At 67.5% G+C, this 20,095-nt stretch carries 20 protein-coding genes; 15 read left to right on the top strand and 5 right to left on the bottom strand.

The features are described from left to right. The first annotated feature begins 54 nt into the window (after positions 1-54). Entirely contained in the window at positions 55-909 is an 855-nt protein-coding gene (locus ASF51_RS09640; protein WP_055928592.1) for an undecaprenyl-diphosphate phosphatase, read from the top strand. Positions 910-935: 26 nt separating this feature from the next. Then, a complete protein-coding gene (mshC, locus tag ASF51_RS09635) occupies positions 936-2,210 on the top strand; it encodes a cysteine--1-D-myo-inosityl 2-amino-2-deoxy-alpha-D-glucopyranoside ligase (protein WP_055928589.1) in 1,275 nt (424 codons plus the stop codon). Here the strand turns inward: mshC and ASF51_RS09630 are convergent. Next, positions 2,207-3,127, bottom strand: a complete 921-nt coding sequence (locus tag ASF51_RS09630) for a proteasome assembly chaperone family protein (RefSeq protein ID WP_055928586.1) — start codon at positions 3,125-3,127, stop codon at positions 2,207-2,209. The genes mshC and ASF51_RS09630 overlap by 4 nt on opposite strands. 92 nt (positions 3,128-3,219) lie before the next feature. Here ASF51_RS09630 and ASF51_RS09625 point away from each other — a divergent pair, with 92 nt between their 5' ends. From ASF51_RS09625 to lnt, 10 genes are read left to right on the top strand one after another with little or no spacing between them, the layout of a single operon-like run. Next, positions 3,220-3,924: an HAD family phosphatase gene (locus tag ASF51_RS09625; protein WP_055928583.1), complete on the top strand. Its 705-nt coding sequence runs from the start codon at positions 3,220-3,222 to the stop codon at positions 3,922-3,924. Positions 3,925-3,926: 2 nt separating this feature from the next. Then, positions 3,927-4,940 (top strand): tRNA (adenine-N1)-methyltransferase, encoded by a 1,014-nt coding sequence (locus ASF51_RS09620; protein ID WP_055928580.1) that lies wholly within the window; start codon positions 3,927-3,929, stop codon positions 4,938-4,940. 42 nt (positions 4,941-4,982) lie between these two features. After that, positions 4,983-5,933, top strand: a complete 951-nt coding sequence (locus ASF51_RS09615) for an FKBP-type peptidyl-prolyl cis-trans isomerase (protein ID WP_055928577.1) — start codon at positions 4,983-4,985, stop codon at positions 5,931-5,933. Between the two features lie 50 nt (positions 5,934-5,983). Next, entirely contained in the window at positions 5,984-7,024 is a 1,041-nt protein-coding gene (locus ASF51_RS09610) for a YafY family protein (RefSeq protein ID WP_055928574.1), read from the top strand. Then, complete coding sequence (locus tag ASF51_RS09605) at positions 7,021-8,040, top strand: YafY family protein (RefSeq protein WP_055928571.1); 1,020 nt, start codon at positions 7,021-7,023, stop codon at positions 8,038-8,040. The genes ASF51_RS09610 and ASF51_RS09605 overlap by 4 nt, the downstream gene beginning before the upstream one ends. A 9-nt stretch (positions 8,041-8,049) precedes the next feature. Further along, entirely contained in the window at positions 8,050-8,394 is a 345-nt protein-coding gene (locus ASF51_RS09600; RefSeq protein WP_055928568.1) for a hypothetical protein, read from the top strand. After that, positions 8,384-8,644 carry a Sec-independent protein translocase subunit TatA gene (gene tatA / locus ASF51_RS09595; protein ID WP_055928566.1) on the top strand — a complete coding sequence of 87 codons (261 nt, stop codon included), beginning with the start codon at positions 8,384-8,386 and terminating at the stop codon, positions 8,642-8,644. Before ASF51_RS09600 ends, tatA begins: the two co-directional genes overlap by 11 nt. 47 nt (positions 8,645-8,691) lie before the next feature. Continuing rightward, entirely contained in the window at positions 8,692-9,444 is a 753-nt protein-coding gene (tatC, locus tag ASF51_RS09590; RefSeq protein ID WP_055928563.1) for a twin-arginine translocase subunit TatC, read from the top strand. Beyond that, positions 9,444-11,900, top strand: a complete 2,457-nt coding sequence (locus ASF51_RS09585; RefSeq protein WP_055928559.1) for an RNA helicase — start codon at positions 9,444-9,446, stop codon at positions 11,898-11,900. The genes tatC and ASF51_RS09585 overlap by 1 nt, the downstream gene beginning before the upstream one ends. 2 nt (positions 11,901-11,902) lie before the next feature. After that, positions 11,903-13,447: an apolipoprotein N-acyltransferase gene (lnt, locus tag ASF51_RS09580; protein ID WP_055928554.1), complete on the top strand. Its 1,545-nt coding sequence runs from the start codon at positions 11,903-11,905 to the stop codon at positions 13,445-13,447. A gap of 57 nt (positions 13,448-13,504) precedes the next feature. Here lnt and ASF51_RS09575 read toward each other — a convergent pair whose 3' ends face one another. From ASF51_RS09575 to ASF51_RS09560, 4 genes are all read right to left on the bottom strand, one after another. Then, on the bottom strand, positions 13,505-13,867 hold the full coding sequence (locus ASF51_RS09575) for an RNA polymerase-binding protein RbpA (protein WP_055928551.1): 363 nt from the start codon (positions 13,865-13,867) through the stop codon (positions 13,505-13,507). A 104-nt stretch (positions 13,868-13,971) separates the two neighbouring features. After that, positions 13,972-14,718 (bottom strand): glycerophosphodiester phosphodiesterase family protein, encoded by a 747-nt coding sequence (locus tag ASF51_RS09570; RefSeq protein ID WP_235497206.1) that lies wholly within the window; start codon positions 14,716-14,718, stop codon positions 13,972-13,974. A 34-nt stretch (positions 14,719-14,752) separates the two neighbouring features. Next, a complete protein-coding gene (locus ASF51_RS09565; RefSeq protein ID WP_369797316.1) occupies positions 14,753-15,640 on the bottom strand; it encodes an SPFH domain-containing protein in 888 nt (295 codons plus the stop codon). 29 nt (positions 15,641-15,669) lie between these two features. Beyond that, complete coding sequence (locus tag ASF51_RS09560; RefSeq protein ID WP_055928542.1) at positions 15,670-16,143, bottom strand: NfeD family protein; 474 nt, start codon at positions 16,141-16,143, stop codon at positions 15,670-15,672. Positions 16,144-16,281: 138 nt separating this feature from the next. Between ASF51_RS09560 and ASF51_RS09555 the strand changes: the two genes are divergently transcribed. Genes ASF51_RS09555 through ASF51_RS09545 form a run of 3 tightly spaced genes read left to right on the top strand, consistent with a single transcriptional unit; the run spans position 16,282 to position 19,891 of the window. Beyond that, positions 16,282-17,022, top strand: coding sequence for an SDR family oxidoreductase (locus ASF51_RS09555; protein WP_055928540.1), 741 nt, complete (start codon positions 16,282-16,284; stop codon positions 17,020-17,022). 22 nt (positions 17,023-17,044) lie between these two features. Next, a complete protein-coding gene (locus ASF51_RS09550) occupies positions 17,045-17,515 on the top strand; it encodes an NUDIX hydrolase (RefSeq protein ID WP_055928538.1) in 471 nt (156 codons plus the stop codon). A 21-nt stretch (positions 17,516-17,536) separates the two neighbouring features. Further along, a complete protein-coding gene (locus ASF51_RS09545; protein WP_055928535.1) occupies positions 17,537-19,891 on the top strand; it encodes an excinuclease ABC subunit UvrA in 2,355 nt (784 codons plus the stop codon). Positions 19,892-20,095: the final 204 nt, after the last annotated feature.

Raw genomic sequence — 20,095 nt, 5'->3', positions numbered from 1 at the left:
CCGCACCACCGCACGCCCGACCGACTACGTCGCATCATTTCCTTTGGAGAGTTCGTGGACTTCCTCAACGCCGTCATCCTCGGCCTCGTTCAGGGACTCACCGAGTTCCTGCCGATCTCGTCGAGTGCACATCTGCTCATCGTCGGCCGCCTCCTGGGCACGGGCGACGACCCGGGCGCCGCCTTCACGGCGATTACGCAGCTCGGAACAGAGACGGCCGTCGTCATCTACTTCTGGCGCGACATCTCGCGCATCGTCTCCACGTGGTTCCGCTCGATCATCGGCCGGGTTCCGCGTTCCGATCCCGACGCGAAGCTCGGCTGGTTCATCATTCTCGGCAGCGTGCCGATCGTCGTGCTCGGCCTGATCTTCCAGGACGCGATCGAGAGCACCCTGCGCTCCCTCTGGATCGTGGCGGGCACGCTCATCGTCTTCGGAATCCTGCTGGGAGTCGCCGACTACGTGGGAGCGAAGAAGAGGCGCCTCGACCAGCTGACCGTGCCGCACGCCACCGTCTTCGGGTTCGCCCAGGCCCTCGCCCTGATCCCCGGGGTCTCCCGCTCCGGCGGCACGATCACGGCCGGACTGTTCATGGGATACGAGCGAGCCGCCGCCGCCCGCTACTCCTTCCTGCTCGCCATCCCGGCCGTCTTCGGCAGCGGTCTCTACCAGGTCTACAAATCGGTCAAAGAGACCTGCACCGTCGCCACCGCCACGTGCACGCCCGAGGTCTTCGGCCCGCTCGAGACCCTGGTGGCCACCATCATCGCCTTCGTCGTGGGCCTCGTCGTCATCGCCTTCTTCATGAGCTACATCTCGAGGCGCAGCTTCCTTCCCTTCGTCGTCTACCGCATCGCGCTCGGCGTGATCCTCATCGTGCTGCTCGGCACCGGAGCGATGCAGGCCTGACCCCCGCGCGACGGTAGTCTTTTCCAGTGCATTCCTGGAGCAGGCCCGTCGTCCCCCCACTTCCCGGACGGGGTCCCGTTCCCCGGGTCTTCGACGACTCGACGGGATCGCTCGTCGAGGCGGCGGGAGTCGACGGCCGCGTCGGTCTCTACGTGTGCGGCATCACCCCCTACGACGCCACGCACCTCGGCCACGCGTCGACCTACCTGGCGTTCGACGGCCTTCAGCGACTCTGGATCGACGCGGGTCTCGACGTCGACTACGTGCAGAACATCACCGACGTCGACGACCCGCTGCTCGAGCGGGCGACCGCGACCGGCGTGGACTGGCGTGAGCTCGCTCAGTCCCAGGTCGACCTCTTCCGCACGGACATGGCCGCGCTCCGCGTCCTGCCGCCCCGCGACTACGTCGCCGTCACCGAGGTCGTCGCCCCGATAGCGGATGCCGTGCGCCGGCTCGTCGAGGCCGGCTTCGGCTACGGGGTCGACACGCCCGATGCCCGGGATGCCGGCAGCCGGGACATCTACTTCGACATCGATGCGGCCGCGGAGCGCACGGAGTGGCACCTCGGACTCGAGAGTCGTCTCGATGCGGCCACGATGGCCGAGTTCTTCGCGGAACGCGGCGGAGACCCCGACAGGGCCGGAAAACGCAATCGTCTCGACCCCCTGCTCTGGCGCGCGGCGCGCCTCGGCGAGCCCTCCTGGCCGAGTCCCGTCGGAGAGGGTCGCCCCGGGTGGCACATCGAGTGCTCGGTGATCGCGCTCGACGCTCTCGGCCCGCACTTCTGCGTGCAGGGGGGTGGCAGCGACCTCGTCTTCCCGCACCACGAGTTCTCGGCGGCCCACGCCACGGCACTCACCGGTCAGCGCTTCGCAGACGTGCACGCCCACGCCGGAATGGTGGCCTACCAGGGCGAGAAGATGAGCAAGTCGCTCGGCAACCTCGTGCTCGTCTCGGCGCTGCGCGCAGCCGGTGCCGACCCCTCCGCGGTGCGCCTCGCCGTGCTCGCCCACCACTACCGCGACGACTGGGAGTGGACGGACCAGGGCCTGGCCGAGGCCGTCGCCCGGCTCGAGCGCTGGCGCGACGCCGTGGCGCGACCGACGGCATCCGCACCCCACGGCGACGAGGTCGCCCTGCTCGACGAGCTGCGCACCGTTCTCTCGTCAGACCTCGACACCCCGGCCGCCCTCGCTGCGATGGACCGCTGGACGGCCGGCGGTCATGCGACGAACGGCCTCGTCGCGCAGACGATCGACGCCCTGCTGGGCATCGATCTGACGAGCCCGACCCCTTAGTCCTTCGGGCGCCAGGGTTCGTCGGGTCGGCCGTCGCCACGCTTGCGCAGGTACTTCTCGAACTCCTGCGCGATGGCCTCTCCGCTCGCCTCGGGCGAGTCGACGGTGTCTCGGGCCTGCTCGAGCTGCTGGATGTACGAGGCCATCTCGTCGTCCTCGCCCGCGAGCGCGTCGATGCCGGACTCCCAGGCGGAGGCCTCGTCGACCAGGTCGCCCCGGGGGATCACCACGTCGACCAGTTCTTCGAGCTTGTCGATCAGGGCCAGGGTCGCCTTGGGCGACGGCGCGTTGTGCACATAGTGCGGAACGGATGCCCAGATGGAGACCGTCGCTATGCCGAGAGCTTCGGCGGCATCGGCGATCACGCTCAGGATGCCGACAGGCCCCTCGTATGTGGACCTCTCGATGCCGAGCTGGGTGCGGACAGACGCGTTCTCGCTCGTCGCGGTGATCGAGATCGGCCGCGTGTGCGGAACATCGGCGAGCATCGCTCCGAGGAGGACGATGCCGGAGACCCCGGCCGTCATCGCGGCGTCTAGCACCTCGACCGTGAACTTCTTCCAGTTGCGAGACGGCTCCGCACCCACGAGCAGGAAGACGTTGCCCGTGTTGTCCGATCCGACCCTGAGCTCGGCATCGGCGGCGAGGGGGATGTTGTCGACGTCGGTGCTGGCCGGCCCGTAGAGGGTCGCACTCGGCCAGATCAGGGCACGGGTGCCCTCATCGTCTTGCGACACGACCGGCCTGTTGAACTGGAAGTCGAAGTACTCCTCGGCGTCGACGCCGGCGAGCGTCACGACGTCGAGCTGTTCGCGCAGAAGCTGGACCGCACCCGTCGCGGCCTCTCCTGCATCGTTCCAGCCCTCGAATGCGACGACGAGAAGTCGCCCTTTGAGGAATTCGTTGCCCTGTGTCACCGTGTCGAGAACCCTTTTCGTCGTTGCGTGATCGTCTGTCAAGGATAGGCCGTCGATTCCGACGGGGCCCGCGACCCGTAGACTCCTTCGACGTGAAGACACGCCTCCCCGCCGCCGTTCTCTGGGACATGGACGGAACCATCGTCGATACAGAGCCCTATTGGATGGACTCGGAGACCGCTCTCGTCGCCCGCTTCGGCGGCACGTGGACGCACGAGGACGCCCTGACCCTCGTGGGATCGGGCCTGGAGCGCTCGGCGCAGATCCTGCAGCGGCACGGCGTCGACATGACGGCCGACGCGATCGTCGACCACCTGACGGCCGAGGTCATGACGCGCATCAGCATCTCGGTGCCCTGGCGACCCGGAGCCCGTGAACTGCTGTCGGCCCTGCGCGAGCACGATGTGCCGTGCGCCCTGGTGACCATGTCGCTCGGTGTGATGGCGGAGCACGTCAGGTCGTTCATCCCGTTCGACGCCTTCGACGTCGTGGTGTCGGGTGACAGTGTCGAGAACAGCAAGCCCCATCCCGAGGCGTACCTCGAGGCCGCCCGTCTCCTCGGAGTGCCGATCGAGGACTGCGTGGCCATCGAGGATTCCGTCCCCGGCGTCGCCAGCGCGGCGGCCTCAGGAGCGGTCACCATCGGCGTTCCCCATATCCTCCCGCTCGATGACAGCGCGGCCAGTGTGCTGTGGGCCACGCTCGAGGGCCGCACCGTCGACGACGTCGCGGTCGCGCTGGCCGAACACCGTCGATCGCCCATCATCCATCCCACGACCGGAAGTCGACACCAGTGACCATGAACTCCTTCTCCGGACCGTTCCGCGTCGGCGAGCGCGTACAGCTCACCGGCCCCAAGGGCAAGCTGAACTCCATCACCCTGACGGCGGGCGCGGAATTCCACACCCATCGCGGCGCCATCGACCACGACGCGATCATCGGCCGGCCCGACGGGTCGGTCGTCGCGAACACGGTGGGCGTCGAGTACCTCGTGCTCCGACCGCTTCTCACCGATTTCGTTATGTCGATGCCCCGCGGCGCCGCCATCATCTATCCGAAGGATGCGGCCCAGATCCTCGGCCAGGCCGACATCTTCCCGGGCGCCACCGTCGTCGAGGCCGGCGTGGGCAGCGGTGCGCTCTCGCTCTGGCTGCTGCGCGCGATCGGGCCGGAGGGCACGCTGTCGTCGTTCGAGCGGCGCGAGGAATTCGCCGATGTCGCGATGGCGAACGTGACCGCGTTCTCCGGCTCGGCTCCAGAGAACTGGAGCATCACACTCGGCGATCTGAGCGAGGCTCTGCCGGAGAAGCATGAGAACCACTCCGTCGATCGGGTCGTCCTCGACATGCTCGCCCCGTGGGAGTGCATCCCGGCCGTCACCGACGCACTGAAGCCCGGCGGCGTCGTGCTCTGCTACGTCGCGACGGTCACGCAGCTCTCCCGCGTGGTCGAGACCATTCGAAGCACCGGCTCGTTCACCGACCCCCAGCCGTCGGAGACGATGATCCGCTCATGGCACGTCGAAGGCCTCGCCGTGCGGCCCGATCACCGCATGATCGGCCACACGGGCTTCCTGGTCACCGCGCGTCGGCTCGCGCCCGGCACCGAGCTTCCGGAGCTGAAGCGACGCGCATCCAAGTCCGAATACTCCGACGACGACGTCGAGGCCTGGACCCCGGGCGCCCTCGGCGAACGCGGAATCAGTCCCAAGAGCCTGCGCAAGCGGGTGCGGATGGCGACCGCGACGGCCACCGCGAGGACGAGCGGCGATACCGCGCCGGCGGCACCCGGCGACGACTCCGAGCCGGAATAAACTAAGCTGTTGTCCGCTCAACCACCAGTGAAAAGAGGATCCGTGCGCAAGTCACTCGCGCTCATTCTGTCCGCGGGTCTTCTCGCCACCCTGTCGGCCTGCGCGTCGACCACATCGGGTCTCGCCGACGGCGACTGCTCGCCCCTGGCACAGCCCGGCTCCGCCTCGGAGACCATCACCGCCGCGGGCGACCCCGGGGCGGCCACCCTCGATTTCGCCACGCCCCTCGTGTCGAAGAAGACCGAGCGCTCGGTCCTCACGGCGGGCTCGGGCCCTGCCGCCCAGGTGGGCGACGTGATCTGGGGCAAGGCGGTGCTGGCCTCCGGCACAGACACCTCGTCGGCCCAGCAGACCCCCTTCATGATCACGCTCGATGAGAAGGTCACCCCTCCCGGATTCACCGACGCCCTCGCCTGCGCTCGCGCGGGAGATCGCATCGCCGCCGTCATCCCTACGGCCGAGGCCACGACCGACGCCACGCAGGTTCCTGCCGGTGACACCGCCGATGCCTACCTCTTCGACATCACCTCGGTGTACCCGGGTGCCGCCACCGGCGCGGCGGAGCCGGCCGAGGCCGGCTTCCCCAGCGTCGTCACGGCCCCCGACGGCCGCCCCGGCGTCACCATCCCCTCCGGCACGATTCCCACCGACCTCCGGTACACGACCCTGAAGAAGGGCTCGGGAGCCACAGTCGCCGAGGGAGATGTCCTCGTGGTCCAGTCGCTCGGCGTCGTCTGGGACGACAAGTCGGTGTTCTCCTCCAGCTGGGCAGACGGCATGGCGACGCAGATTCGCGCCTCCGACATCTCGACGGACCAGAATGGCGTGGTTCCCGGACTCCTGAAGGCGCTGGTCGGCCAGACAGTCGGGTCGCAGGTACTCGTGGTCGTGCCCCCGGCCGATGGCTTCGGAGACACGGGAACGACCGGTGCTCCCGCCGGATCGACGCTCGTGTATGTCGTCGACATCCTCGGCGCCAACCCGGCCTCCTGAGCGGCTCGGCCTCGGCCGCCGCGGGCGGCCGGCGCACTAAAATGAAGTCCGTGCCCGAGTCCTCCCCATCGATCCCGTCGAGTGACGCCTCTGCCGCTGCGGTAGCGGTGGAGGAGCGGCTCTTCAGTCTCGTGCTGGCTCTGGTCTCCACGGAGATCGGACTCACCAAGGCGGAGATCCTGGGCGCCGTGCAGGGCTACCGGCAGAAGTTCGTTCCCGGCGGCGACAACTCGAGCCTCGAGCGACAGTTCGAACGCGACAAGGACGACATCCGCGAACTCGGGGTGCCGCTGGAGACCCTTGAGTCGCCGACCGATCCGGGAAACAACCAGGCCCTTCGCTACCGCATCTCCAAAGGCGACTACGACCTTCCTGCCGACATCTCCTTCACACCGGAGGAGACCACGCTGCTGAACCTGGCTGCCATGGTCTGGCGGGAGGGCTCGCTCTCGGGTGAGTCCCGCAGGGCCCTGCTCAAACTGAGGTCCCTGGGCACGGAGGGCAGCAAGCAGCTCATCGGCTATGCGCCGCGCATCCGCACCCGCGATGCCGCCTTCGGGCCGCTGACCGACGCTCTCGACAAGGCCGTGCTCGTTCGCTTCAGCTATCTCAAGCCGGGCGAGCTGAATGCCCGCGAGAGACTCGTCGCGCCGGCGGCGGTCGTGCAGCACCAGGGTCGGTGGTATCTCCAGGCCTTCGATCAGAAGGCGGATGCCCCGCGCACCTTCCTTCTGTCGAGGATCGTCGGTCCCGTCGTCGTCACACGCACGCCGTCACCCCAGACGGCCTCGGCGACGGCCGGCGACGACGCCCTCGCCGAACTCGACGAGATCTGGCGCACCCACGTCGCGCACGTCTCGGTGCGGCCCGGCACCGATGCCGAATCCCGTCTCGGCAAGCGGCGGGGCAGCATCCGGAACCCGGACGGCACGATCGCACTGCACTACACCGACCTCGCCGTACTGGCCGACGACCTCGCCGCCTTCGGGCCCGAGGTGGTCGTGATCTCCCCGACGGGTCTCGTCACGGCCGTTCGCGACCGGCTCGCCGCCATCATCGCGAGCCACTCAGACGAGACGGATGCCGTATGAGCGCCGACCAGAACACTCCCGGCGGCTTCCATCACGCCCAGGACAAGCTGACCTTCCTGCTCTCGCTCGTTCCCTACCTGATCCAGCAGACCCAGGTGAGCGTGAGCGACGCCGCGCGGCACTTCGGGGTCTCGCAGCAGACGATCCGTGAGGCGGTCCTGCTGATCGCCGTCTCCGGCGTGCCGGGAAGCGACAGCAACTACCAGCACGGCGACCTGTTCGACATCGACTGGGACGCCTTCGATGAGAACGAGATCATCATCACCCAGCTCGTCGCCATCGACGACTCGCCGCGCTTCTCCGCACGCGAGGCGTCGGCGCTCATCGCCGGTCTGCAGTACCTCCAGTCCTTGCCCGAGAACGTCGACTCCGCCGCGTATTCGAGCCTGGCCGCCAAGCTGGCTCGGGGCGCATCGGAGACGCCGAGCCAACTGATCGTCTCGCCGGCGGCGACGAACGACTCCTTCGCCCGTATCGGCGACGCGCTGTCGCGGGGCATGCAGCTCGAGTTCGACTACCGGGACTCGAAGGGCCAGTCGGAGCATCGACGCGTCGACCCCCTGCGCCTCGACTCCGACGACGACGACTGGTACCTGCGGGCCTGGGATCACTCGCGCGAATCCGTTCGCACGTTCCGCCTCGACCGCATCGACGGCCTGAGTGTCACCGGGCTGCCCATCGAGCATCGGCCGTCCGACGTGGCCCTCAGCGACTCGCTCTTCGACACCTCGGGCGAGCACACGACCGTCGTCCTCGAATTCCGACCGGAGGCGCTCGGCCTGCTGGGGGAGTTCGTGCCCGAGGGCACCCGGGTGACCCGCGTCGGGGAGCTGAGCCGGGCATCCGTTCGCGTCGCGCATTTCCACGGCCTCACCCGACTCGTCGCGGGGCTCGCGGGAGTAGCCCGCGTGGTCGACCCTCCCGAGGCCCGGCAAGCCGTGCGACAGTGGGCCGTCGACGCCCGGGCGGCGTATCCTGCCCCGACCGACGAGTACCCCTCGATCGCGAACGCGTAGGCTGTCACGATGCAGTGGTGGTCGTGGATCGTGATCTGGCTCGTGCTGGCGCTGGCGCTGGTGGGCACGATCGGGTACTCCGGGTGGCGTCTCTTCCGCAAGGGGATCGCGGTCGTCGAGGAACTGGAACGACTGACCGACAAGATCGACCTTCTGCAGCGCAACGTCGACGAACTCACTGCGGACGCACCGCCGAACGCCATCCTCGACGGGTACTCGACGGTGGCGAACCGTCGGGATCGCGAACGGGACCGCCGGGCGACCATGCGGCAGCTTCGCAGGGACACCCGCCTGGCGCGGGGTAGACTGATAACCGCACCACACGCCTGGGAAGGACGGACCGATGCTCGGTAATGCATTTGGGTGGCCCCACCTACTCATCATCCTCGTCGTCGTCGTCTTGCTGTTCGGTGCGCCGAAGCTTCCCGGCCTCGCCCGCAGCCTCGGCCAGTCGATGCGCATCTTCCGCAACGAGGTCAAGACGATGAAAGACGAGAACTCGTCGCCGTCAGACTCCACTGCGTCCGATTCCTCCGCACAGGCCGCGCCGGTCGCCGACCAGACGCCGAGCGTCGTCTCGCCTGAGTCCAAGCCAAAGCCCTAGGCACGGTGGCCGCCCGAACACAGCGGCGTGCCAATCGCGAGGGGCGCATGTCTCTCGGCGCGCATCTCCTCGAGTTACGCAAGAGGCTGTTCATCGCCGCCATCGGCATCGTGCTCGGTGCTGTCGCCGGCTGGTTCCTCTCCGACCTCGTGCTCGACGCGATCCGCGGTCCGATCACTGAGATCGGCGAGCAGCAGGGCCGGGTCGCCAGCATCAACTGGGACAACATCGGCGGGGCGTTCGACCTCAAGGTGCAGATCGCGTTGACGATCGGCTTCGTCGTGTCGTCGCCCGTCTGGCTCTACCAGATCTGGGCGTTCCTCGTACCCGGGCTCACCCGGCGCGAGAAGCTCTACAGCGTCGGGTTCCTCGGCGCGTCCATTCCTCTGTTCCTCGCCGGCTGCGTCGCCGGGTGGTACGTGCTGCCCCACATCGTCGTGCTGCTTGCGAGCTTCGCGCCGTCTGAGGACACGAACCTGATCACGGCTCGCGGCTACTACGACTTCGTGCTCAAGCTCGTGCTCGCCGTCGGAATCGCGTTCGTCCTCCCCGTCTTCCTCGTGCTGCTCAACTTCGTCGGAGTGCTCAGCGCCTCGTCGATCATCAAGTCCTGGCGCATCGCGATCCTCGCCATCGTGCTCTTCACGGCCATCGCCACCCCCGCCGCCGACCCCACGGCGATGATCCTCCTCGCGATCCCCATGGTCGTGCTCTACTTCGCGGCCTACGGCGTCGCGTGGATCCACGACTGGCGCGTCGCCCGGGCCGCCAGCCGCCTCGAAACCGAATTGGCCGCCTGATGCCCGCATCCGATCCCGCCACCCTGTCGCCCTCCGAACGCTATGCGCGCAGTCGGGCGAGAGGGGGCCGGCCCCTGCTCGACGCCTTCGCCGCGCAGAAGAACTTCGGCCTCGACACCTTCCAGCTCGAGGCCTGTGGCGCGCTCGAGGGAGGCGACAGCGTGCTCGTCGCTGCGCCCACCGGCGCGGGCAAGACGGTCGTGGCGGAGTTCGCCGTCTATGTGGCGATGCAGCAGAAGAGGGCGAAGGTCTTCTACACCGCCCCGATCAAGGCCCTGAGCAACCAGAAGTTCCAGGAGTTCACGGCCGAGTACGGCCCGGAGAACGTCGGACTGCTCACCGGCGACACGAACATCAACGCGTCGGCGCGCATCGTGGTGATGACCACCGAGGTGCTGCGCAACATGATCTACGCCGATTCCGATCTGCTCACCGACCTGGCCTACGTCGTGATGGACGAGGTGCACTACCTCGCCGACCGATTCCGTGGTGCGGTCTGGGAAGAGGTGATCATCCACCTGTCCTCCGACGTGCGCCTCGTGTCGCTGAGCGCGACCGTCTCGAACGCCGAGGAGTTCGGCGACTGGCTGCAGGCGGTTCGCGGCGAAACGTCCGTGATCGTGTCAGAAGAGAGGCCTGTTCCCCTCGACCAGCACGTGATGGTGCGCAGCAAACTCATCGACCTGTTCGACGCCACAGGCAAGGCGGCGACGAACAGAGTCAATCCGGAACTCCTGCGCATCGCCCGCAACTCGATGCCCCAGGGATCGAATCGACGGGGCGGTTCACGCGACCGGCGCGGCGGCGGGTCGTACCACCGCGGTGGCGCGGCGCAGGAGCGCGCCGACAGACCAGAGGTCATCGAGATGCTCGATCGGCAGAATCTGCTGCCGGCGATCTTCTTCGTGTTCTCGAGGGTCGGATGCGACCAGGCCGTCAAGCAGGTGCTGCGAGCCGGCATCCGGCTCACCACGGCCGACGAGCGCGACGAGATCCGCGACATCGTAGAGGAGCGCTGCCGCACGATCCTCGACGAGGACCTGGCCGTGCTCGGCTACTGGGAATGGCTCGAGGGCCTCCAGCGCGGCGTGGCCGCCCATCATGCCGGTCTGCTTCCCGCCTTCAAAGAGGTCGTCGAAGAGCTGTTCCAGAAGAAGCTGGTGAAGGTCGTCTTCGCGACCGAGACCCTGGCTCTCGGAATCAACATGCCGGCACGCACCGTCGTTCTCGAGAAGCTCGAGAAGTTCAACGGCGAGGCCCGCGTGCCCATCACACCGGGGGAGTACACGCAGCTCACGGGTCGGGCAGGACGCCGGGGTATCGACGTGGAGGGCCACTCCGTCATCCAGTGGAGAGAAGGGCTCGACCCCCAGGCGATCGCCTCGCTGGCGTCGAGGCGCAGCTACCCCCTCAACTCGAGCTTCCGCCCCACGTACAACATGGCCGTCAACCTCATCGAGCAGTTCGGTCGCGCCCGCACGCGCGAGAGCCTCGAGTCGTCGTTCGCCCAGTTCCAGGCCGACAGGGCGGTCGTCGACCTCGCCCGCAAGCTGCGTTCGCAAGAGGAGTCGCTCGCGGGCTATGCGCGCTCGATGGCCTGCGACCGGGGCGACTTCTCGGAGTATGCGGCACTCAGACGCGAGATCACCGACCTCGAGCGCTCGGGAGCCGGTCGCGCCGACAGCCAGTCCCGAGCCGATCGCGACGCCAGGGCCAAGAAGATCAACGACCTCCGTCGCAGGCTGAAGGTGCACCCCGTGCACTCGTGCCCCGACAGGGAGCAGCACGCGCGGTGGGCCGAGCGGTGGTGGCGCCTCAAGAAGGAGACCGACCGCCTCGCACAGCAGATCAGCACACGGACCGGAGCCATCTCCAAGGTCTTCGACCGCGTCACCGATGTGCTCGTCGAGCTCGGGTACCTCTCGGAGCAGGGCGACGGCGAGATGACCCTGACGCCGACGGGACGAACGCTGAAGCGCATCTACGGCGAACGAGACCTGCTGGTGGCCGAGTGCCTGCGCAGACAGGCCTGGAAAGACCTCGACGCGGCCGGACTCGCCGCTATCGCCTGCGCCCTGGTCTACGAGCCGCGCCGGGAGGAGAACGAGGGGGCCGACCGCTTCCTTCCCCGGGGAACGTTCCGGGCAGCGCTCGAGTCGACCCGGCACATCCTCGATTCGCTTCAGCAGCTCGAGGCGCGGCACCGGCTGCCCGAGGGCGCTCCGCTCTCCACCGGGCTCAGCCTGGCCATGCACCAGTGGGCCCGCGGCGCCCGACTCGACGACGTGCTGGTCGACGCCGACATGCAGGCGGGAGACTTCGTGCGCTGGACGAAGCAGACCATCGACCTGCTCGACCAGCTCCAGGGACAACCGGATGCGCGGATAGCCCGAACCGCCCGCGACGCGCTCGACCTCATCCGCCGCGGCATCGTGGCCTACTCGTCGGTGGCGTGAGCATGGTCGTCGAAGGCGCCGTCGAGCGCGCCCGCCCGATCATGCCGTACTGGCTCGCGCTCCTCACGGCGGCGGCCGGGGGAGTGGCCCTCGACACGGGCTTCCCCGACAAGGATGTCTGGCCGGTCACGTTCCTGGGAATCGGGCTCGTGCTCGTCTCCCTGATAGGTCGGCGGTTCTGGGGCGCTCTGCTGATCGGCCTCGTCGGCGGCTTCTCCTTCTGGGGCGTGCACATCTTCTGGCTCACGCTGTATCTCGGGCCGATCCCGTGGCTGGCCCTGGCGATTCTGCAGTCGATCTTCTTCGCCATCGGCGCGGCGCTGATCGCCGTCGTCTACGGTCGTGCCTCGATCACCTGGCCGCGCACCGGCATCCGGCTTCTGATGCTGCCCGTCGTGGTCGCCGGACTCTGGACGGCCAGGGAGGCCCTCACAGCCGTCTGGCCCGAGGGCGGATTCTCGTGGGGACGCGTCGTCTTCTCCCAGTCCGAGAGCCCGTACGCGTCGCTCGTGGCCTGGATCGGATTCTCCGGGCTCTCTTTCGTGATGGTCTGGCTCGTCGCGTTCCTCATCGAACTCGCCCGCACACCCGGCGTCCTCGCGAGAACTCGAGCACTGTGGGCCGCGGTCGCCATCGTCGCCACGCTCGCGGTGCCGGCCTGGTACGCGCCGACAGAGGGCACGTCGCGCATCGCCGCCGTGCAGGGCAACACCGACGCGTCGCTGTTCTCCGGGCGGGCCGCAGGCGACGTGCTGAGCGACCAGACCGCCGAGACGCTGAAGATCATCGATCAGAAGGTCGACATGGTCGTGTGGCCCGAGAACGGCTCCGACCTCGACCCCGCACGATCGCAATTGGCGGCCAACCAGCTCGACTACCTGAGCGAGGCCATGAACGCGCCGTTCATCGTGGGCACGATCACCAACCCGTCGGAGAACGCCTACTTCAACACCTCGCTGCTCTGGAAGGCCGGCAGCGGGTCGGTCGACCACTACGACAAGCGCCACCCCGTTCCGTTCGCCGAATACATGCCCGCCCGAGCGATCTTCCGAGCGATCGTTCCCGACCTGGTCGACCTCGTGACGCGCGACTACTCGAAGGGAACCACCGACACCGTCTTCGACATCAACGGCGTGATCGCGGGAATCTCCATCTGCTTCGACATCACCGACGACGCTGTCGCCCGGGAGATGATGGGCGACGGGGCCCAGGTCATCCTGGCCCAGACGAACAATGCCGACTTCGGCAAGACCGACGAGAACCTGCAGCAGTTGGCCATCGCCCGGCTCCGTGCCGTCGAGACGGGGCGCAGCGTCGTGAACATCTCCACGGTGGGCACCAGCGCGATCATCGCCCCCGACGGCTCGACCATCGCATCCATCGCCCCCTACGAGGCCGGATCGATCATCGCGGACGTTCCGCTCGCGACTCAGACAAGCCCGGCGACCCTCCTGGGCGCGGGCATAGAACTCCTCGTGTCGGGGCTCGGCCTCGCGGGACTGCTGCTCTCCCTGACCACTACCGCCGCCCGACGACGGCTTAACTGACAAGCGCCCCGTGCCAGCTGTCGCTGACCGGGGCGCTGAATCGTGCCGTGCTGAGGACTAGGCGTTGACCTTCTGGCCACGACGGGCCCGAAGGTAGCTGAGCCGCTCCTCGAGGAGCTCTTCGAGCTCTGCGCGGGTGCGACGCTCGAGCAGCATGTCCCAGTGGCTGCGCGGCGTCTTGGACTCCGCGTGTTCGACGACGACGGGCTCCGACCCGACCATGCGTGTGGCTTCCATGCTGCAGTACTTGCACTCCCAAGTGTCGGGAGCCTCGGCCTCTGCGGAGAACACCATGTCGGTGTCTTTTCCGCAGGAGGAACAGTGATACGTGTGGGTCAAGCGCGGGGAGAAGACGACGCCTTCTTCGGTCTGGAGGCTTTGGCCTCCGAGTCTCATGCCGCGCAAGCTGCGATCCGCCATTGTGTGGTCCTTTCTCGCGTTGCTTACACCGTTATAAACCCCAGAACAGGGGTAATTCTTCCCAGCCGGAGCTTTACCAGAACTCTCCCAGAGAGTCTGCAGGGTCAGGCGGGCGGAAGCGGCGAGCGGTCTGCGGCCAGGCTTCCGACGACGTCGAGTGCGAGATCGCACCTGTCCGTCACGATGCCGTCGACGCCCAGCGCGAGAAGGCGTCGCATCTCGTCGGGGTCGTTGACGGTCCACACGTGCATCTCGACGCCTCGGCGGTGGAGCGCACGCACGACTCGCGGCGTCGCGATCGAGAGCCGGCCGCGCCTCGGGGGCACCTGCACGGCGTCGACGCCGCCGATCGCCCAGGGCACGAATCGGAGGATGCCGAGCTTGGCCAGAGCGAGGATGGCGACGAATCGAGGCGCGCTGGCCGAGTTCGCGACGCCCGGCAGGAGACCGACTGCCGCGGCCCGGCGGGCGGCCGAGAACGACGTCACGAGCACGCGATCGGCGGCGCCCGCCTCGATCACGGCACGCGCGATCGCGACTCCTGCGCGCTGCGACTTCACGTCGATGTTGAACCGCGCCTGCGGAAAGGCTCTCAGGGCGTCGACGAGGGTCGGCATGCGATGGCCGTCGCCCAGGTCGACCTTCTGCAACTCATCGGTTGTCATATCCGCGACCTCGGCGTCGATGCCGGCGACTCTGAGCAGGCTCGGGTCGTGCGCGATCATCGCCACGCCGTCGAGGGATGCGTGCACGTCGGTCTCGAGGTAGATCGCGCCTCGGCGCAGCGCGGCATCGAACGACGCGAGCGTGTTCTCGGGCACGTCGAGGGCGAGACCGCGGTGCGCCAGCACCCGCGGAGCGGGCGGCGAGAACCACCCGCCGCGGTCAGCTGGTCGGTGTCGTCGGGCCACGGTCGCCGAATGCCTGCCCGATTCCCTTGAGCGCCTCGGTGAGTTCGCTCGGGATGATCCAGAGTTTGTTCGCCGAACCCTCGGCGAGCTTCGGAAGGGTCTGCAGGTACTGGTAGGCGAGGAGCAGCTGGTCGGGCTCACCCTGGTGGATCGCCCCGAACACCGTGGTGATCGCCTCGGCCTCGCCCTTCGCGCGCAGCACGGCCGCTTGGGCATCGCCCTCGGCACGCAGGATCTCGCCCTGTCGATGCCCTTCGGCCTCGAGGATCGCGGACTGCTTCGTGCCCTCCGCGGTGAGGATCACGGCACGACGCTCACGTTCGGCGCGCATCTGCTTCTCCATCGAATCCTGGATCGAGAGGGGAGGATCGATCGCCTTCAGCTCGACCCGTCCGACGCGGATGCCCCACTTTCCTGTGGCCTCGTCGAGCACGATGCGCAGCTGTCCGTTGATCTCGTCGCGGCTGGTGAGCGCCTGTTCGAGGTTGAGGCCACCGACGACGTTGCGCAATGTCGTGGTTGCAAGTTGCTCGACCGCGCCGAGGTAGTTGGCGATCTCGTAGGTGGCGGCGCGAGCGTCGGTCACCTGGAAGAACACCACCGTGTCGATCGACACGACGAGGTTGTCCTCGGTGATCACGGGCTGCGGCGGGAACGAGACGACCTGCTCGCGCAGGTCGATGAGGGGACGGAGACGGTCGATGAAGGGGACGAGCACCCGGAGGCCCGGCTCGAGGGTCTTGTGATATGCGCCGAGACGCTCCACGACTCCGGCCGTGGCCTGCGGAATGATGCGGATCGAGCGAGCGAGAATCACCAGGACGAAGATGACGATCACCACGATGATCGCGGTCACCACGATCTGTCCGACGAGTGAGGAATCCGAACCGGTCACAGCGCTGTCCTTTCTGCGGGGACGACGAACGCCGTGGCCCCATCGATGGCGGTGACAAGCACCCTCTGGCCGAGGTCGACGTCCGCCGCGTCGGTGATGGGGGAGACCCGCGCCGTCCAGATGTCTCCGTTGGAGAGCTTGACGTGACCGCCGCGCTCCGTGAGCCGCGTCGTGACGATGCCCTCGAGCCCGATGAGCGCATCCACGTTGCTCTTCGTGGGGTCGCCGCCGCGTCGAAGGGCTCTGAGCAGCGGCGGGCGGATGGTGAAGATGAGCAAGAGGGAGATCGCCGCAGCGATAAGGATCTGGAAGAACCAGGGGACCCCGACGAGGCTGGAGACGAGACCGCCGACGCTGCCCAGGGCGATCATGAGGAACGTGAACTCGAGACTGAACATCTCGACGATGAGAAAGACCAGTATCAGCGCCAGCCAGATCGTCCACGCGTAGGACGCCAGGAATTCGACCATCTGTACACGACTCCTCTCGTCGATGTATTCCTCAAAACTACCAGCAACGCCTGAGAGCATGACCCTGACTTGGTAGTCTCGGGAGCCAGAGTCAAAGGAGCACCGAGAGTGTCAACAAACCCCCTGCAACCCGAATCCATGGCCGCGAAACGCGTGCTCGTCACCGGCTCGTCGCGCGGAATCGGCGCCGACACCGTGTCGTACTTCGCCGCAGCCGGCGCTCGGGTCGCCATCAACTTCCGCAACAAAGAGGCGCGAGCCCTCAAGCTGGCCGCGAAGATCGCAGAGTCCGGGGGAGAGGCCATCACGGTCGGAGCCGACCTCACCGACCCCGCCTCGGTCGCGCAGCTGTTCGAACGCATCCAGTCGGAGTTCGGCGGGCTCGACGTTCTCGTCCTCAACGCCTCGGGCGGCATGGAGGGCGGCATGGCTGCCGACTACGCCATGACCCTCAACCGCGACGCCCAGCTCAACGTGCTCACCAGCGCCGTGCCGCTCCTGGCCCCGGGTTCACGAGTCGTCTTCGTCACCAGCCACCAGGCGCACTTCATCCACACGACCGAGACCATGCCGGAATACGTGCCGGTGGCCCTCTCGAAGCGTGCCGGCGAAGACGCGCTCCGCGCACTCATTCCCGAGCTCGACGAGAAGGGCATCGACTTCGTCGTCGTCTCGGGAGACATGATCGAGGGAACGATCACCGCCACCCTCCTCGAGCGGGCGAATCCCGGCGCGATCAGTTCTCGCAAGGAGTCGGCCGGCCGCCTGTACAACGTGGGGGAGTTCGCCGCCGAGGTCGCCCTCGCCGCCGTCGAGCCGATTCCCGCGAACCACACGCGGTACGTCGGCGACATCAGCGACTTCACTCCCGTCGACTGAGTTCGAAGACCGACAGGCCGGCATGAGCGCGCACGCCACGACCACCGACATCGTCTATGCGAAGTCGCGAGTGCTTCTCGTCGATCAGTACGACCACGTGCTGCTCATGCTGACACGCCACGATGTCGACGGCTATCCCGCTCGCTGGCTGACGACCGGCGGGCACCTCGAGCCCGGCGAGGACCATCGCACCGCCGCCATTCGCGAACTCTTCGAGGAGACCGGCCTCGCCATCGACGATCCGGGAGCACCGTTCACGACCCGCGACTTCGTGGCCGAGCGGGCTCCCGGCGTCTGGGCCGCGCACCACGAGATGTGGTATTCCTTTCGCACCCGGCGATTCGAGATCGATCGGGCGAACTGGACGCCCGAGGAGAAGGTCGACATCATCGACGAGCGGTGGTGGAGCCTGCGTGAGCTCGAGACGACCACCGACCCGGTCGAACCCGAGAACCTCGCTCGGCTCCTTCGCGGCCAGATCGCATCCTGCTGACTGTTCGACGAGAGGGAATCCATGAGCACGGCAGCCGACAACCACGACCGCATCCGTGTGCAGGGTGCCCGCGAGAACAATCTGAAGAACGTCAGCGTCGACATCCCGAAACGACGCCTCACCGTCTTCACCGGCGTCTCGGGGTCGGGTAAGAGCTCTCTGGTGTTCGCCACGATCGCCGCCGAGTCGCAGCGCATGATCAACGAGACCTACAGCGCGTTCCTGCAGGGGTTCATGCCGACGCTCGCCCGTCCCGACGTCGATCTACTCGAGGGCGTGACGACCGCGATCATCGTCGATCAGGAACGCATGGGGGCCAACTCCCGCTCGACGGTCGGTACGGCGACCGATACGAACGCGATGCTGAGGATCGTCTTCAGTCGGCTGGGGCACCCCCACCTCGGCTCGCCCCAGGCCTTCGCCTTCAACGTGCCCTCGGTCAGCGGCGCCGGCGCCGTGACCATGGAGAAAGGCGGGCGAGAGGTCAAGGAGCGCCGCAGCTTCACGGTCACCGGGGGCATGTGCCCGCGCTGCGAGGGCATGGGCAAGGTCAACGACATCGACCTCACCCAGCTCTACGACGACAGCAGATCGCTCAACGAGGGCGCCCTGACCATTCCGGGATACACGGCCGACGGCTGGGGCGTGCGCATCTTCTCGGGCTCCGGCTTCCTCGACGCCGACAAGCCGATCCGCGACTACACGACGAAGGAGCTCGACGACTTTCTCTACCACGAGCCCGTCAAGGTCAAGGTCGGCGACATCAACATGACCTACGAGGGACTGGTCCCCAAGGTGCAGAAGTCGTTCCTGTCGAAGGACAGGGAGGCCATGCAGCCCCACATCCGGGCCTTCGTCGACCGGGCGGTCACCTTCACGACCTGCCCGGAGTGCTCGGGCACGCGTCTCAACGAGGGAGCGCGCTCGTCTCGTATCGGCGAGATCAACATCGCGGATGCCTGTGCCATGCAGATCAGCGATCTCGCGGAGTGGGTGCGCACGATCGACGAGCCGTCGGTCGCGCCCCTGTTGAGCGGCCTGCAGCACACGCTCGACTCCTTCGTCGAGATCGGGCTCGGATACCTCTCGCTCGATCGACCCGCGGGCACGCTCTCAGGCGGCGAGGCGCAGCGCACGAAGATGATCCGGCACCTGGGCTCTTCCCTGACCGACGTCACCTACGTCTTCGACGAGCCGACCATCGGTCTGCACCCCCACGACATCCAGAGCATGAACGGCCTCCTCCTGCAGCTGCGCGACAAGGGCAACACCGTTCTCGTCGTCGAGCACAAACCCGAGACGATCGCCATCGCCGACCACATCGTCGACCTCGGGCCGCGCGCGGGCACCGCGGGCGGCGAGGTGTGCTTCGAGGGCACCGTCGATGGGCTGCGGGGGAGCGGCACCCTGACCGGCATCCATTTTGACGACCGACACACACTCAAGAAGAGCGTGCGAGCACGCACAGGAGCCCTGCAGATCCGCGGGGCGCGAACGCACAACCTGCGCGACGTCGACGTCGATGTTCCCACCGGCGTCCTCGCTGTCATCACGGGCGTCGCGGGGTCGGGCAAGAGCTCGCTCATCCACGGCTCGATCGCCGGCCGAGACGGCGTCGTCTCCGTCGACCAGGGCGCCATCCGCGGGTCTCGGCGCAGCAATCCGGCGACGTACACGGGCCTGCTCGAGCCCATCCGCAAGGCCTTCGCCAAGGCGAACGGCGTGAAGCCCGCCCTGTTCAGCGCGAACTCGGAGGGGGCCTGCCCGAACTGCAACGGCTCCGGCGTGATCGTCACCGACCTCGGCATGATGGCCTCCGTCACCACCACCTGCGAGGTCTGCGAGGGCCGGCGCTTCGACGCATCCGTGCTCGATTACCACCTGAACGGGCGGGACATCAGCGAGGTCCTCGGCATGAGCGTCGACGAGGCGCTGCTGTATTTCTCGACCGGCGACTCACGCACGCCGGCCGCCCAGTCGATCCTGGAGCGGCTGGCAGATGTAGGTCTGGGATACATCCGTCTCGGACAGCCGCTGAACACCCTCTCGGGAGGCGAGAGGCAACGGCTGAAGCTCGCCACTCACATGGCGGAGCAGGGCGGCGTCTACATCCTCGACGAACCGACCACCGGGCTTCACCTCGCCGACGTCGAACAGCTGCTCGGCCTTCTCGACCGGCTGGTCGATTCCGGAAAGTCGGTGATCGTCATCGAGCACCACCAGGCGGTCATGGCTCACGCCGACTGGATCATCGACATCGGCCCCGGCGCCGGTCACGATGGCGGCACCGTGGTCTTCGAAGGAACGCCGTCTGAGCTCGTCGCGGCACGCTCGACCCTGACGGGCGAGTATCTTGCACGGTACGTGGGCGCCTGACATCCGTCAGATAAGCCGGCGCCGGTCCGTCATTTCATTATGTCAAGAGATTTATATGCTCGAGCGAGGGCCATGGATGCGTGACCCGCGTACTGCAGGCCCGTCAGCACGTGCGTTCACCACGACACAATCAGCCCTGGTTATCAAGCGAGCCCCGAGGTGGTCCGCGTCGGAGCGCACGGAGCCGTCGCGCGCAGGCCGTCA

This window comes from Agreia sp. Leaf283 (genome assembly GCF_001422485.1).
Lineage (GTDB): Bacteria > Actinomycetota > Actinomycetes > Actinomycetales > Microbacteriaceae > Agreia.
Note: the sequence above shows the minus strand (reverse complement) of the source record. Positions and strands in the feature narration are given on the sequence as shown.

Coding starts and splice junctions, on each gene's coding strand:
- ASF51_RS09620 (WP_055928580.1), top strand. CDS start 3,927: ATGAACTCCTTCTCCGGACCGTTCCGCGTCGGCGAGCGCGTACAGCTC.
- ASF51_RS09605 (WP_055928571.1), top strand. CDS start 7,021: ATGAGCGCCGACCAGAACACTCCCGGCGGCTTCCATCACGCCCAGGAC.
- ASF51_RS09600 (WP_055928568.1), top strand. CDS start 8,050: ATGCAGTGGTGGTCGTGGATCGTGATCTGGCTCGTGCTGGCGCTGGCG.
- tatA (WP_055928566.1), top strand. CDS start 8,384: ATGCTCGGTAATGCATTTGGGTGGCCCCACCTACTCATCATCCTCGTC.
- tatC (WP_055928563.1), top strand. CDS start 8,692: ATGTCTCTCGGCGCGCATCTCCTCGAGTTACGCAAGAGGCTGTTCATC.
- ASF51_RS09585 (WP_055928559.1), top strand. CDS start 9,444: ATGCCCGCATCCGATCCCGCCACCCTGTCGCCCTCCGAACGCTATGCG.
- lnt (WP_055928554.1), top strand. CDS start 11,903: ATGGTCGTCGAAGGCGCCGTCGAGCGCGCCCGCCCGATCATGCCGTAC.
- ASF51_RS09575 (WP_055928551.1), bottom strand. CDS start 13,867: ATGGCGGATCGCAGCTTGCGCGGCATGAGACTCGGAGGCCAAAGCCTC.
- ASF51_RS09560 (WP_055928542.1), bottom strand. CDS start 16,143: ATGGTCGAATTCCTGGCGTCCTACGCGTGGACGATCTGGCTGGCGCTG.
- ASF51_RS09555 (WP_055928540.1), top strand. CDS start 16,282: ATGGCCGCGAAACGCGTGCTCGTCACCGGCTCGTCGCGCGGAATCGGC.
- ASF51_RS09550 (WP_055928538.1), top strand. CDS start 17,045: ATGAGCGCGCACGCCACGACCACCGACATCGTCTATGCGAAGTCGCGA.
- ASF51_RS09545 (WP_055928535.1), top strand. CDS start 17,537: ATGAGCACGGCAGCCGACAACCACGACCGCATCCGTGTGCAGGGTGCC.